The organism is Microbacterium proteolyticum (genome assembly GCF_014192415.1).
GTDB classification, from domain to species: domain Bacteria; phylum Actinomycetota; class Actinomycetes; order Actinomycetales; family Microbacteriaceae; genus Microbacterium; species Microbacterium proteolyticum.
On sequence record NZ_JACHXY010000003.1, the window covers coordinates 541215 to 555477 of the forward strand.

General features: G+C 71.0%; 13 protein-coding genes. 3 read left to right on the top strand and 10 right to left on the bottom strand.

The annotated features are described in order from the left end of the window. Positions 1–149 precede the first annotated feature (149 nt). Complete coding sequence (locus FHS07_RS14665) at positions 150–1493, top strand: dicarboxylate/amino acid:cation symporter (protein ID WP_183420625.1); 1344 nt, start codon at positions 150–152, stop codon at positions 1491–1493. Positions 1494–1745: 252 nt separating this feature from the next. On the opposite strand, the gene FHS07_RS14670 is transcribed toward FHS07_RS14665, so the two are convergent. The 4 genes from FHS07_RS14670 to FHS07_RS14685 form a co-directional block, all read right to left on the bottom strand. Then, entirely contained in the window at positions 1746–3119 is a 1374-nt protein-coding gene (locus FHS07_RS14670) for an FAD-dependent oxidoreductase (protein ID WP_183420626.1), read from the bottom strand. 40 nt (positions 3120–3159) lie between these two features. After that, complete coding sequence (locus FHS07_RS14675; RefSeq protein WP_183420627.1) at positions 3160–4221, bottom strand: polyprenyl synthetase family protein; 1062 nt, start codon at positions 4219–4221, stop codon at positions 3160–3162. Between the two features lie 94 nt (positions 4222–4315). Further along, entirely contained in the window at positions 4316–5035 is a 720-nt protein-coding gene (locus FHS07_RS14680) for a demethylmenaquinone methyltransferase (RefSeq protein WP_183420628.1), read from the bottom strand. Positions 5036–5044: 9 nt separating this feature from the next. Beyond that, on the bottom strand, positions 5045–5608 hold the full coding sequence (locus FHS07_RS14685; RefSeq protein WP_183420629.1) for a DUF402 domain-containing protein: 564 nt from the start codon (positions 5606–5608) through the stop codon (positions 5045–5047). Between the two features lie 620 nt (positions 5609–6228). On the opposite strand from FHS07_RS14685, the gene FHS07_RS14690 reads away from it, so the two are divergent. Next, complete coding sequence (locus tag FHS07_RS14690; protein ID WP_183420808.1) at positions 6229–7443, top strand: isochorismate synthase; 1215 nt, start codon at positions 6229–6231, stop codon at positions 7441–7443. Between the two features lie 24 nt (positions 7444–7467). Here FHS07_RS14690 and FHS07_RS14695 read toward each other — a convergent pair whose 3' ends face one another. From FHS07_RS14695 to FHS07_RS14705, 3 genes are read right to left on the bottom strand one after another with little or no spacing between them, the layout of a single operon-like run. Beyond that, positions 7468–8322 (bottom strand): PPK2 family polyphosphate kinase, encoded by an 855-nt coding sequence (locus tag FHS07_RS14695; protein ID WP_183420630.1) that lies wholly within the window; start codon positions 8320–8322, stop codon positions 7468–7470. Positions 8323–8374: 52 nt separating this feature from the next. After that, positions 8375–10153: a 2-succinyl-5-enolpyruvyl-6-hydroxy-3-cyclohexene-1-carboxylic-acid synthase gene (menD, locus tag FHS07_RS14700; protein WP_183420631.1), complete on the bottom strand. Its 1779-nt coding sequence runs from the start codon at positions 10151–10153 to the stop codon at positions 8375–8377. A gap of 6 nt (positions 10154–10159) precedes the next feature. Further along, complete coding sequence (locus FHS07_RS14705) at positions 10160–10582, bottom strand: PLD nuclease N-terminal domain-containing protein (RefSeq protein ID WP_183420632.1); 423 nt, start codon at positions 10580–10582, stop codon at positions 10160–10162. A 74-nt stretch (positions 10583–10656) separates the two neighbouring features. On the opposite strand from FHS07_RS14705, the gene FHS07_RS14710 reads away from it, so the two are divergent. Continuing rightward, on the top strand, positions 10657–10977 hold the full coding sequence (locus FHS07_RS14710; RefSeq protein WP_183420633.1) for a DUF4229 domain-containing protein: 321 nt from the start codon (positions 10657–10659) through the stop codon (positions 10975–10977). A gap of 140 nt (positions 10978–11117) precedes the next feature. On the opposite strand, the gene FHS07_RS14715 is transcribed toward FHS07_RS14710, so the two are convergent. The 3 genes from FHS07_RS14715 to FHS07_RS14725 are packed head-to-tail and all read right to left on the bottom strand — an operon-like array spanning position 11118 to position 14204. Next, the gene (locus FHS07_RS14715) at positions 11118–12089 is read right to left on the bottom strand and encodes a 1,4-dihydroxy-2-naphthoate polyprenyltransferase (RefSeq protein WP_183420634.1); all 972 of its coding nucleotides are present in this window, start codon (positions 12087–12089) and stop codon (positions 11118–11120) included. An 11-nt stretch (positions 12090–12100) separates the two neighbouring features. Further along, entirely contained in the window at positions 12101–13252 is a 1152-nt protein-coding gene (locus FHS07_RS14720; RefSeq protein ID WP_183420635.1) for an AMP-binding protein, read from the bottom strand. 49 nt (positions 13253–13301) lie between these two features. Next, positions 13302–14204: a 1,4-dihydroxy-2-naphthoyl-CoA synthase gene (locus FHS07_RS14725; protein ID WP_183420636.1), complete on the bottom strand. Its 903-nt coding sequence runs from the start codon at positions 14202–14204 to the stop codon at positions 13302–13304. Positions 14205–14263 lie beyond the last annotated feature (59 nt).

Sequence of the window (14263 nt, forward strand, 5' to 3'; positions counted from 1 at the left end):
GACCCTCCTGCACTCATCCTCCCAGGCGAGTGCCGTCGCGGCATCCGGATTGGTCAGACCGTAACGGTCTGGAAACACGGGAAAGAGGTGCATGAAACGCCGGCATCCCACAATTGGACCGACCAAGGGCAATCTGCGGAGGAGCGGTCATGACGAACGACGACAGCACGAACGGTGGCCGCGGTCTCGCGACGACCTGGCGGGTGCTCCGCCACCCGGCGAGCCTGATCGCCCTCGCGGCGGTGCTGGGCATCGTCTTCGGCCTCGCCACCGGCGAGTGGGCCGCGAACCTCAAGTTCGTCGGCGACCTGTTCATCCGGCTCATCCAGATGGCGATCGTGCCGCTCGTCATGGCCTCGGTGATCGTGGCTACGGGCTCCATGACCGGGTCGGGGATGGGACGTCTGGCCGGACGCACCTTCGCGTGGATGATCGGCTTCTCGGTCGTCGCCGCGATCGTCGGCTGGGCTCTCGCGACGCTCGTCCAGCCCGGAACCGGCATCGACTACTCCGGCACGGTCGATCCCGCCCTGCAGGAAGCCGCCGAGCCCGCGGGCTGGCAGGAGACGGTGCTCGGGTTCGTCTCGACGAACATCTTCAGCGCGATGTCGACCGCGAGCATGCTGCCCATCATCGTCTTCTCGCTCCTGTTCGGACTCGCTCTCAACGGGTACGTCCACACGACCGGCAACAGGCTCGTCGTCACCCTGCTCGACCAGCTGCAGCAGATCATCCTCGGCATGATCCGCCTCGTCATGCGCATCGCGCCGATCGGCGTGTTCTGCCTTCTGGCCGCCCTCGCCGGCGACGTCGGTTTCGCCGTGGTTACCACGGCCCTGGCGTACCTGGGTTCGACCCTTGCCGGTGTACTCATCGTGACGGCGCTGTTCGTCGTCGTCGTCGCGGTGCGCACTCGCCTCAACCCGGCAGCCCTCCCCGGCAAGCTCGCCGAGCAGACGGTCATCGCCGTCACGACGACGAGTTCGGCCGTGACCTTCCCCACGGTGTTGAAGAACGCCGTCGAGAAGGTCGGGATCAGCCAGCGCGTGGCGAACTTCACCCTGTCGGTGGGCCTGACCATGGGCTCGTACGGCGCGGTGCTGAACTACACGATCGTCATCCTCTTCCTCGCTCAGGCCGGACGGGTGGAGCTGACGCCCGGGCAGATCATCCTCGGCATGGCGCTGGCGATCATGCTCAACATGGGCACCATCACCGTCCCGGGCGGCTTCGCCGTCGCCGCGACCTTCCTCGCGACCTCGCTCGGCCTGCCGCTCGAGGCGGTCGGACTCCTCATCGCCGTCGACTGGTTCACCGGCATCTTCCGCACCTTCCTCAACGTCAACGGCGACACGATGGTCGCCATGCTCGTCGCGAACGGCACCGACGAGATCGACCGCGACGTGTACGCGGGGCGCAAGAGCGTCACCGCCGCCCCGGCGGTCGATGAGGAGCTCTCGGAGAAGTTCGCGGCGGCCGACCGCGCCGACTGACCCGTCGACCGATGCGCTCGTCCTGCTCGAGAGCTCCCGGATCGTCTCGGGTCGGCGGGGCTACGACTACGCCGAACCGTTCCAGGACACTTTCATGATCGTCGGGATGTTGGCGGGACCGATCGTCGGCGTGTCGGCAGCGCTGGTGCGCTCAGACCCGGCGTTGCGCGCGAGGCGGCGATCACGGATCGCTCATCGCGGCGAACGACGAACCGCCCCGTCGATCGGACGGGGCGGTTCGAGGTCGGAGGGTCACTCGCCGCGCGAGATCGCGATCATCTCGTCGCGCGGCACGACCTTGACGCGGGCGCGCTCGTGCGGGGCGCCGAGGGCCACCTCGTGCTCGTCGAGGCGGTGCCAGCCGTCGAGGTCGGTCCAGCGCACTCCGCGCTCCGCGAGAAGGGCCGGGATGGCCTCCTCCTCGGGGTGGGCGGGACGCCACCACTCGCTCTGATCGTTGATGACGTGGCGCACGGTCTCCATGGCATCCGACTTGGTGTGTCCGATGAGGCCGACGGGTCCGCGCTTGATCCACCCGGTGGCATAGATGCCGGGCACGCGCGAGTTCGAGTCGGCCGAGAGCACCTGGCCCTCGTGGTTGGGGATGACGCCGTGGCGCTCGTCGAAGGGAACGTCCTTCAGCGGCGACCCGAAGTAACCGACCGCACGGTAGATCGCCTGGATCGGCACCTCGCGGATCTCACCCGTGCCGACGACGCCGCCCTCGGCGTCGGGCCGGGTGCGCTCGTAACGGAGGGCGGCGACCCGCCCCTCTGCGTCCTTCACGACCTCGAGCGGCTTGGCCCAGAAGTGCAGGTGCAGGCGGCGCGACGCGTCTCCTCCGGCGCCGTTCGCGCCCGGGCGCGTACGCCACTGCTGCAGGACGCGGTCGATGACCTTGACCTGCTTGTTCGTCTCGACGGCAGCCTTCGAGGCCTCGTCGTAGTCGAAGTCCTCGTCGTAGACGACCATGTCGACGTCACGCAGCTCGCCGAGTTCGCGGAGCTCGAGCGGGGTGAACTTGACGTGCGCGGGACCACGGCGACCGAACACGTGCACGTCGGTGACGGGCGAGGCCTTCAGACCCCGGTAGACGTTGTCGGGCACTTCGGTGGGCAGCAGGTCGTCGGCGTGCTTGGCGAGCATGCGCGTGATGTCGAGGGCGACGTTGCCGTTGCCGATGACGGCGACCGACTCGGCCTCGAGCGGCCATTCGCGCGGAACGTCGGGGTGACCGTCGAACCAGCTGACGAAGTCGGCGGCGCCGTACGAGCCGTGCGCGTCGATGCCGGGGATGTCGAGGTCGGCGTCGCGGATCGCACCGGTCGAGAAGATCACGGCGTTGTAGTGCTGCTTGAGATCGTCGAGGGTGATGTCTTCGCCGAATCGCACGTTGCCGAACAGGCGGATGTCGCCGCGGTCGAGCACCTCGCGCAGCGCCGTGACGACGCCCTTGATGCGGGGGTGGTCGGGGGCGACGCCGTAGCGCACGAGCCCGTAGGGCGCGGGCAGCTGCTCGAAGAGGTCGATCGAGACGTCGAATCGACGCTCGGCCTTCAGCAGGATGTCGGCGGCGTAGATGCCGGCGGGGCCGGCTCCGACGATGGCGAGGCGCAGCTTCGTCATGGGGTCCTCTCGATCGGGATCGGGGGGGGTGGAAATGTGGTCAGGCCGAGCGGTCGGCCACGGCACGGGCGAAGCGCGTCAGCGCCTCGCGCACGGCGCCGTCGGGCAGCGGTGCGAGCGCGTCTATCGCCTCTTGCGACCACTGATGCGCGAGACGCAGGGTCTCGTGGGTCGTCTCATGGTCGCGCAGCTCCGCGAGAGCCGCGTCGAGGATCGCGGGATCGGCACCGTCGGCGATGCGTTCCTGACCCTCGTCGATGCGGGCGCGGAGGTCTGCGGATGCCGCGTCCGATCGATGCCCGAGCAGCAGGTAGGGCATGGTCGGTACGCCCGCCCGCAGGTCGGTGCCGGGCACCTTCCCCGTCTCGGACGGATCGGGCGACAGGTCGATCACATCGTCGAGCAACTGGAAGGCGACTCCGGCCTTCTCACCGAAGACGACCATGGGCTGCTCGAACTCCTCGGGCGCACCCGAGTAGATGACGCCCGACTGAGCCGCGGCAGCGATGAGCGAGCCGGTCTTGTCGGCCAGGACCTTGAGGTAGAAATCGACGGGCTCATCGCCGTCCTGCGGACCCACGGTCTCGTGCATCTGGCCCAGCACGAGACGCTCGAAGGTGTCGGCCTGCAGCTGGATCGCACGCTCGCCGCGGCGGGCCATGAGCTGGCTCGCGCGAGCGAAGAGCAGGTCGCCGGTGAGGATGGCGATGTTGTTGCCCCACACCGTCTGCGCGCTCGGCACACCGCGGCGCTTGTCGGCACCGTCCATGACGTCGTCGTGGTAGAGCGAACCGAGGTGCGTGAGCTCCAGCGCCGTGGCGACCTCGACGACCTCGTGCGTCGTGCCCTGGCCGAGCTGCGCGGTGAGGATGGCCAGCATCGGACGCACCCGCTTGCCACCGGCCTCGTAGAGGTAGCGTGCGGTGACGTCGGCGAGCTTGTCGGCGCTGCGCACCTCTCCCTCGAGCTCGGTCTCGACGCGCGCGAGTCCCGCCTCGACGGTGGTGAGAAGGGTGCGCGAGCGGAGGCCTGCGAAGATGCGGTCACTCAGGCCCAGCTTGCCCGACAGGCGGGAGCCGGCCGCGGGCGGTCTCGGGGTCACGCTGTCAGCCTAGCCTGGCGCGCCGAAGGGCAGCCGCGGGTATCTCGACGGTTGACAGCGCTCCGCCGGGGAGGAGGGGCCGACGGGGCCGGAATCACTGCGCGGGACGGATGCCCCGGTGCAATGCCACGATGCCGAACGACAGGTTGCGGTACTCCACGTCATCCCAGCCCGAGTCGCGCATCCACCGGGCCAGCGTCGGCTGGTCGGGCCAGTCGCGGATCGACTCGTTGAGGTAGTCGTAGGCCTCGGCGTTGCTGCTCACGGCCTTCGCGACGATCGGCAGAACGCGGTCGTTGTAGAACCGGTAGAGGCCGTTGAAGACCCGGGACGGCGGATGCGAGAACTCGCACACCACGATGCGTCCGCCGGGGCGTGTGACGCGGCGGAGTTCGCGGAGCGCCCGGCGCGGATCGTTGACGTTGCGCAGGCCGAACGACATCGTCACCGCGTCGAACTCGCCGTCCTCGAAGGGGAGGTCGGTGGCATCCGCCTGCACGAATTCTAGGTTCGCCACGTTCCCGTGGCGACGGCGACCCTCGGCGATCATGCCGCGAGAGAAATCCGCGGCGACGACGTGGGCGCCGCTGGGCACGAACGCCATCGACGACGTGCCGGTACCCGCCGCGAGGTCGAGGATGCGCTCGCCGCGCTTCGGTGCCACGGCCCGCAGGGTGGCCGCCCGCCAGAGGCGGTCGTTGCCGAGGCTGAGCACCGAGTTGGTGCGGTCGTAGGCGGCGGCGACCTGGTCGAACATGCCGCTGACGCGCTGCGGGTCTTTGCCGAGGTCGGCGCGGTTGGGGTCGCTGCTCACCCGTCGAGTCTAGGCCGGGGCGACGGAGCGGTCGCCGGGGGTTGCGAGAGCGGCGAGCCGCTCCAGCCACGGCCCGGTGACCGCGTTGCAGAAGGGCGCGTCGTGAGCGCGCACCCGGTGCTCGAGGTCGGTGGCCGCGGCATCCAGGTGGTCGACGATGTCGAGCGGGTAGCCGTAGCGCACGCGGTGCTCGTCCCACTCGTCGCGGTCGTCGATCCACGTACCGCGCCCGTCGGTGCGGCGCACCACGTCGAGGTCCATGTCGATGCCGCGGGGCACGCCGTCGTCATGCCAGCGGACGTCCCATGCCAGGTCGATGTAGACGGCGACGGGGTGGGGAGCCGCGTTGTGCGTGAACGCCCAATCGCCGCTCGCCGGCACCAGCGTGACGTTGGGCTGGCGGCACACGAATCCCGCACCCGGTCGCGCGCTGCGCCAGCCGACCTGCTGCCCGAACCACTCGCCCCACTCGTCGGAGCCGAGGTAGACGCTGTCCTGCACCCAGTGCGGCGAGCCGTCCCATTTGCGCCACTCGAACAGCAGGCGGGTGCCGGGGGCGGGTCGGGGATCCATGATTCGGAGTCTAAGTCGCAGGATCGACCCCGGTCTCCGCAACCCGCCCCGCCCGCGGCCCTCCCGCCCGCCGCCGACCCTCCCGCCCGCCGCCCCGGACACAACGCGGCCCTCCCGCCCGCCGCCCCGGACACAACGCAGGACTCCCGGCCGGAACGGCCCCGGTCACCGCGCACCGACGCCGGTGGTGTGCCAGATCTCCTGCGTTGTGTTCTGTGATCCCCGCCGCCCGGCTCACCGGGACGTGCACCGGTTCTGCGGCCCTCCGCTGCACCCCCGGAACACAACACAGGACTCCCGCGGCCGACAGCCCGGAATCCCGCCGCGACCCGCCGCCCGAAGGCCGGAACTCCTGCGTTGTGTTCTGTGCTCCCCCGCCGCCCGGCTCACCGGGACGTGCACCGGTTCTTCGGCCCTCCGCTGCACCCCCGGAACACAACACAGGACTCCCGCGGCCGACCGCCCGGAATCCCGCCGCGACCCGCCGCCCGAAGACCGGAACTCCTGCGTTGTGTCCGCGGCGGCCGGGGCGCCGAGGGCGGGTCTACGCTGAAAACGTGCTCGAACCCGCGGATGACGTCGTGCCGCGCCTGCGCGTGGTCACGCGCGAACTGCCCCCGATGGACGACGTGCTGGCCTACACCACCTCGTACGACCCCCTGTTCTGGAGCCGTCGGGGAGAGTCGCTCGCCGCGTTCGGCGACCTGCTGACGCTGCGCTACACGGGCGAACGCCCGGGCGACGCCACGATCTCGGAGCGCTGGCGGGCGATCGCTGCGGCTGCCGAGGTCGACGACCCCGTGCAGCTGCCCGGGACCGGCCTCGTCGCTTTCGGGTCCTTCGTCTTCGACCCTCGGTCCGAGCGCGAGAACGTGTTGCGCGTCCCGGGGATGATCGTGGGCCGCCACGGCGGGCGGGCGTGGGTCACACGCCTCGCGTTCGACGACACCCCCGACGAGCCCGAGCCCGAGCTGCCGCCCCGCTCCCCCTTCGGACCGCACTGGTCGGCGACGCTGGGCCCCGGGCTGCAGACGGCCGAGAAGTACCAGGATGCCGTCCGCCAGGCCATCGAAGCCATCGGCGCCCGCGAGGTGGCGAAGGTGGTGCTGGCCCGCGACATCGTCGGCACCGTCCCCGCCGGCTCCGACCTGCGCCGCCTGGTGCGCTCGCTTCTCGAGGGGTATCCCGACTGCTGGGTGTTCGCCGTCGATGGCCTCATCGGCGCGAGCCCCGAGACGCTGGTGACGGTGTCGGGCGGCACGGTAACGGCGCGTGTGCTCGCGGGCACGGTGGCGCGCGGCGGTGACGCCGACGCCGACGTCGCGGCATCCGTCGGTCTGAGTCGCAGCACGAAAGACCAGGACGAGCACCGCTTCGCCGTGCAGAGCGTGCTGAAGGCCCTCGGCCCGCACACATCGTCGCTGGCCGCCGAAGACCAGCCGTTCACGCTCAAGCTCCCCAACGTCTGGCATCTCGCCACCGACGTCGAGGGCGTGTTGAGCGCCGACGCGTCGTCGCTGGATCTGCTGTCGGTGCTGCACCCGACGGCCGCCGTCGCCGGTACCCCGACGGCCGCCGCAATCGAGCTCATCCGCCGACTCGAGCCGTTCGACCGCGGCCGTTACGCCGGCGCCGTGGGGTGGACGAGCGCCTCGGGCGACGGCGAATGGGCCATCGCCCTGCGGTGCGCGCAGATCGACCGTGCCGCCCCGTCATCGCCGACGGCGCCGATCACGGCCTACGCGGGGGCCGGCATCGTGTCGGAGAGCGTCCCCGAATCGGAACTGCTCGAGACGCGCGTGAAATTCCGCCCCATCGTCGAGGCGCTCGCGTAGTCACGGCTCGATTCGAGCGCGAGATCAGGATGCCGCGAGGCGGAGCTTCTCCTCTTCGACGTCGTAGTCGGCCACCGGCCACTGCGGCTCGATGTGGGTGAGGGCGTCGATGAGCAGCCGCTGTACGGCGAGACGTGCGTACCACTTGCGGTCGGCGGGTACGACGTGCCAAGGAGCGACCGGGGTCGACGTGCGTTCGATGGCGATCTGGTAAGCATCCATGTAGTCGTCCCACAGCTGACGCTCGTCGACGTCGCCGGGGTTGTACTTCCAGTGCTTCTCGGGGCGGTCGAGGCGCTCGGCGAGACGCTCGCGCTGCTCGTCCTTGGAGATGTGCAGCATGACCTTGACGACGCGGATCCCCATCTCGGCCGCCTGCGCTTCGAAGGCCACGATGGCCCCGTACCGCCGTTCGATCTCGGGGGCCGGGGCGAGCGCACGCACGCGACCGATGAGCACGTCCTCGTAGTGAGAACGGTCGAAGACGCCGAGGCGCCCGGCATCCGGGAGGCGTTTCTCGATGCGCCAGAGGAAGTCGTGCGACAACTCCTCGGCGGTGGGCTTCTTGAACGAGGCGAGCTCGACGCCCTGCGGATCCACGGCACCCACGACGTGTCGCACGATACCGCCCTTGCCGGCGGTGTCCATCGCCTGCAGCACCAGCAGCACCGACCCCGTGGCCGTGCCCGCGACGCTCTGGGCGAAGAGACGCTCCTGCAGGCCCTCCAACGGCTCGCGGCCCGCGTCGAGGTCGGCCTTGCCGGCATCCTTGTCGCCGTCGTACCCGGGCGTCGATCGCGGGTCGATGTCAGCCAACCGGAAACCCGGCTCGACGCGCAGGGCGAGGCTCGCGGGCGTGGACCATCTGCTCGTACTCATCCCGATATCGTGCCGCGGCATCCGGGTGCGCGCCACCCGTTGACGGGCGGGATCAGCGCGGCAGGGGGACCTCGATGAGCTGTCGACCACCCGTCGGAGCCGTGAGCACCTGGTCGAGCGCGACCCGGGTGGTGCAGCGGTGGTACTCCCAGCCGAATGCGAGCGCGAGCTGCTCCAGCCGTGCGGTGTGCGGGGTGTACTGCACCCGCGCCATCGCGTCGGCGCCGGCGATCCCCGCCACCTCGAGCCCGTCGAAGATCGTGCCCCCGCCGTCGTTTCCAACGACGACCTGCAGCCGTGGCTCGGTCTCGCCGGGGGGAAGCAGGAGCGCACCCATGTCGTGGAGGAACGCCAGGTCACCCAGCAGCAGGCGCGTGACGCCCGGGCGCTCGTCGGCCTGGCTCGCCAGCGCCACCCCGGTCGCGGTGGCGATCGTGCCGTCGATGCCCGCCAGGCCGCGGTTGGCGTGCACGGCCACCTTCTTGCCGCCGAGCAGTTCGTCGGCGACGCGCACGAGACGCGACGAGCCGAAGACGAGGCGGTCGTGGGGCCAGGTGGCACGCCAGAGCGCATCGACGAGGGCGGGGCGGTCCAGCGGGGCGCGCATCACCTCGACCTCGGCGCTGATCGCCCCGAGCCGTTCGTGCGGAACGGCGGATGCCAGGCCCTCGGCGTCGGGAGCGCGCGGCGACAGGTCGACGGCCGCGTCACGCGAAGCGCGCATCCAATCCCCCAGCCACGTACGATCCGCCTCTCCCGTCACCCGCACGGCGTCGACCGCGATGGTGGCGCCGTTGAGGTTGACGGGTTCGCCGGGTCCGCGCACGGCGAGTACCTCGACATCCTCGCGTCCGAGCAGCAGGGCGACCTCGCGACTGAGCGTCGGACGCCCGAACAGCACGACCCGCTCGATGCGGCCGCCCAGCGCGGGCTCGCGCAGCAATGCGCGGTAGCCGTGCACGATCTGACGACCGAAGCGCGCGCCGCTGACGATTTCCGCGACGAGGGGGAACCCGCCCGCGTGGGCGAAATGTTCCGCCGCTGTCCCCGCATCCGCGCCCGCGACGACGATCGTGCGCGGGCCGGTCTCGATGCGATGCGCGGCCTCGGGATCGGGGGCGACATCGGCGATGCCGATCCCCCCTCCCCCCTGGTAGAGCGCGCCCGACGCGTCTTCGCTCGGATCGGGGGCCGTTTCGACGACACGGGATGCCGCCCGCTCGGCGAGCCACGCCGGCACGGCGCCCGCGAGGGGCTCGCGGAAGGGCACGTTGACGTGCACGGGCCCGGCGGCGCGCATGCCTTCGCCGAGCGACGCGGCGAGCGCCTCGCCCGCCACCGCATCGAGGGCGGTCGTCTGCTCGCCCACGCCGTCGACGTCGGTCGCCTCGGGAACGGCCAGGTCGGCCTCGAACCGCACCGCGGAGCGGAACAGCCCGGGCTGGCGGGTCGTCTGGTTGGCGCCGACGCCGCGGAGCTCGGGAGGACGATCGGCCGTGAGCAACAGCAGGGGTACGCCCGCGTGGTGGGCCTCGAGAGCGGCCGGCAGGAGATTCGCGACGGCGGTCCCCGACGTGCACACCACGACCGCCGGTGTGCCCGTCTCACGTCCGATGCCGAGGGCGGTGAACCCGGCGACGCGCTCGTCTATGCGTACATGGAGCTGAATGAGGCCCGCTCGCTCCAGTTCAGCGGCGACCAGTGCCAGTGCCTGCGACCGCGACCCGGGGCTGACCACGATGTGACGCACGCCCCGCGAGACGAACCCGGCGAGGAGTGCGGCGGCAGCGTCGGTCGCGGGCGCGCCCGAGCGATCGTTCAGCGGGGCCACGACGGCTCAGCCGACGGCGCCGCGCTGATCGCGGGTGTCGTCGTCGCCCTTTCCCGGAGGGTTGTCGGGATCGGTCGGCTCCTTCGGCGGCTGCGGGTCGTCGGCTTCGGAGTCGAGCTGCGCGAGCTCTTCCTCGAGACGGCGGATCCGCTCGTCCTGGTCGGCACGAGCCGACGCCGTCATGCGCCCGAGGAACTCGGGGTCGTCATCGGGCGCGCGCCGTGCGGCGGATGTCTTGCCCGCGGCGCGGCCCCGGCCGATCACGAACCAGAGGATGCCGCCGAGCACCGGCAGCAGGATGACGATCGCCATCCACGCGCCCTTGTTCACTCCGCGGTGACGAGAGGGAGCCTGCACGGCGCAGTCCACGATCGTGTAGACCCAGAAGACGGTCGCCACGAGCGCCAGGATGAGAAGCAACCGTGCCATGCAGTGAGTCTACGTGCGTCCGCTGTGCGACGGCCCGGAACCACGGGGGTCGCACTGCGCCGTAGACTGGGGAAATGCGTGCTCGTTCGGCTCTCGTCTACACGGTGCTGCGACTTCTCGCGTTCCTGGTCCCACTCGGCGTCCTGCTGCTGTTCCCCGTCTTCCAGGAATTGCCCTGGCTCGCGGCGATCTTCGCGGCTCTCATCGGCTTCAGCCTGTCGCTGCTGTTCCTGCGTCGCCCGCTCGAGAACGTCACCGGTGGCCTGGCCGAGCGCCGTGCGGAACGAGCCGCCACCGGCCGCCGCACGGGTGCCGAAACCGATGCGGACGCCGAAGATGCCGCCCTCGACGCCCCGCGGCGCGGCACCGACCCCGAGGCCGGCTCCGAGCGCTGAGGCCGGCTCCGAGCGCTGAGGCCGGCTCCGAGCGCTGAGGCCGCTCACGCAACCCGGCGCCCCGGCATCCCGTGCGGGTGCGACGCGACGTCGGCGGCCCGTGGAGAGAGGCGTGCACACCCCGGCGCAGCGGGGGCGGGTCAGCCCGCGAACGCCCAGAACAGCAGGGCTCCGTACGCGACGGAGGTGAAGCTGGTGACCTGCAGCGCGGTGATGAGTTCGCGCGGCGCGCGGTACGTCCACACGATGAGGATGGCGGCGAGCCCTCCGAGGAGCGCGATGAGCGTGAGCCACGCGATGGGATACACGAGCGCCAGGAACACGGCGATGCCGAACGGGACGAGCACGAAAACCGTGAAGAGCACCTGGGTGGCGCGTCGGCCGATCCGTACCGAGAGCGTGCGCTTGCCGGCGAGGCGGTCCTGATCGATGTCGCGCAGGTTGTTGGCGAGCAGCACCGCGCAGGCCAGCAGACCCGCGGCGACCGCGCCGAACCAGGCCTCCTGCGGCAGTGAGCGCACCTGCAGCCACGTCGTGCCGAGGGTGGCGACGAGGCCGAAGAACACGAAGACGAACAGCTCACCCATGGCGTTGTAGCCGTAGGGACGCTTGCCGCCGGTGTAGAACCACGCGGCGACGATGCACACCGCCCCCACGAGGAGGAGCCACCACTGCCCCGTGCGGATGACGAGCGCGAGGCCGATGACCGCGGCGAGCGCGAAGAACGCCAACGCCACGATCAGCACGGTGCGCGGCTTCGCCTTCCTGCCACCGGTCAGGCGTCCGGGTCCGACCCGCACGTCGTCGGTCCCGCGGATGCCGTCGGAGTAGTCGTTGGCGTAGTTCACGCCGATCTGCAGGGCGAAGGCGACGGCGAGGCACGCCAGGGCGATGACCCAATGGAGCTGTTCGTCCACGAGCGTCGCCGCCCCCGTGCCGATCAGGACGGGCGTGATCGCCAGGGGCAGCGTACGAAGACGGGCCGCCGCGATCCAGTCGCGTGCGGTGGCGGGCGCGACGGCTTGCGGCGCACCACCCTTCGGCTTCTGAGGATTGCCGCCGGGGCGACGCTTCTTGGCCGGGGTCGAACGCTTACGAGACGGAGCTGCCACGGATGGTCATCCTATGCCCGCGGGGTCTGCGCGAGCGTCGCGCGCAGGGCCGCTCGATCCGGCTTGCCCGATGACAGGGCGGGCAGTTCCTCGACGGCGACGACGCGCGCCGGTCGCGCGGGAGCCCCCACCGCATCGCCCACGACATCCCGCACCCGCGCGAGGACCGTCTCCTCCTCGGCGGCCGCGAGCCCCGGCACCACCACGGCCGACCCCTGCCCCCACTCGGCATCCGGGATCGGCACCACCACGGCCGACTCGAGCCCCGATATGCCGCGGACGGCGGCTTCGACGCGATCCAGCGATACGTTCACGCCGCCCGAGACGATGACGTTATCGAGACGGCCGGTGACGTGCAGCACCCCCTCGACGATCTCGCCCCCGTCGCCCGTGCGGTACCAGCGCGTGCCGGCGGCGTCGACCGGGAAGACGGATGCCGTCCGCGCGGGGTCGCGGAGGTATCCCTCGGCGAGCATCGGGCCCGACAGTCGCACCTCTCCGTCGACGATGCGCATGCCGACACCGTCGAGGGGGATGCCGTCGTAGACGCAGCCGCCGCTGGTCTCGCTCGAGCCGTAGGTGCGCACGATGCGCGCGCCGAGCGCCTCCGCACGCCGGCGGACCGCGGGCGCGAGCGCCTGCCCGCCGATGAGGATGGCCTCGAACGACCGCAGGGCCTGAGCGACGGTGGTGTCGTGCTCGGCGGCATCCAGGAGTCTCTGCAGCTGCGCCGGGACGAGGGAGGTGTAGCTCGGCACGCGCTCACCGTCGGCGTGCGACGCCATCCCGAGGGCCGCTGCGGCGAAGGGTTCGGGCCGGAAGGGACCGCTGACGACGGCGGGCTCGCGATCGGCGAGCAACGCCCGGACGATGACCTGCACTCCCGCGACGTAGGTCGCCGGCACGGCGAGCAACCAGGCGCCCTCACCGATGCGGGCGGCCGTCGAGTATGCGCTGCTGATGAGCGCGTTCCGACTGAGGACGACCGATTTCGGCACGCCCGTCGACCCCGACGTCGTCACGACGGCGGCGGTTCCCGGGGGGACGTCGCCGACGAGGCCCGCCCCTCCGAGGGCGATCGCCGGACCTGCGCCGAGCACGGCGGCGCGCAGCGCCCGCAGCACGTCACGGGGATCACCGGATGCCGGGGGCTCGAGCCTCACGCGCGGTCTCCGTCCGACGCGGTGCCCCTCACGCGCCGAACTCGTATGGTCAGTAATGCCACGGCACGCCCGACCAGTCGGGATCGCGCTTCTCGAGGAACGAATCGCGGCCCTCGGCTGCTTCGTCGGTGCCGTAGGCGAGACGGGTGGCCTCCCCGGCGAAGAGCTGCTGACCCACCAGACCGTCGTCGACGGCGTTGAACGCGTACTTCAACATCCTGATCGCCGTCGGGGACTTGGTGAGGATCGTCCGGGCCATCGCGAGGGCTTCGCGCTCGAGCTCGGCATGCGGCACGACGCGGTTGACCGCCCCCATCTCGTACGCCCGGTCGGCCGAGTACTCCTCCGCGAGGAAGAAGATCTCGCGCGCGAACTTCTGCCCGATCTGGCGCGCGAAGTACGCGGAGCCGTAGCCGGCGTCGAACGAGCCCACGTCGGCATCCGTCTGCTTGAAACGACCGTGCTCCCGGCTCGCGATCGACAGGTCGCACACGACGTTGAGGGAGTGTCCCCCGCCCGCGGCCCAGCCCGGGACGACGGCGATCACGACCTTCGGCATGAATCGGATGAGACGCTGCACCTCCAGGATGTGCAGGCGCCCCGCGCGACCCGGGTCGTGGACGGCCGTCTCGTCATGGGAGTACTTGTAGCCGTCGCGTCCGCGGATGCGCTGATCACCGCCCGAGCAGAAAGCCCAGCCGCCGTCCTTTGCGCTCGGTCCGTTGCCGGTCAGCAGCACCACGCCGATGCGGTGGTCCTGCCGGGCGACATCGAGGGCGCGGTACAGCTCGTCGACGGTGTGCGGGCGGAAGGCGTTGCGCACCTCGGGCCGGTCGAACGCGATGCGGGCGACGCGCCCGTCGTGGGTGACGTGGGCGGTGATGTCGGTGTAGTCCGCGGCGCCGGGCGCCAGGGTCCATTCCGCGGGATCGAAGAGCTCGGAGACGGTCACCCGATCAGCCTACGCGCGGCGATCCTGCACGGAACGGGACCGCCGGACGAGCGGGTGCA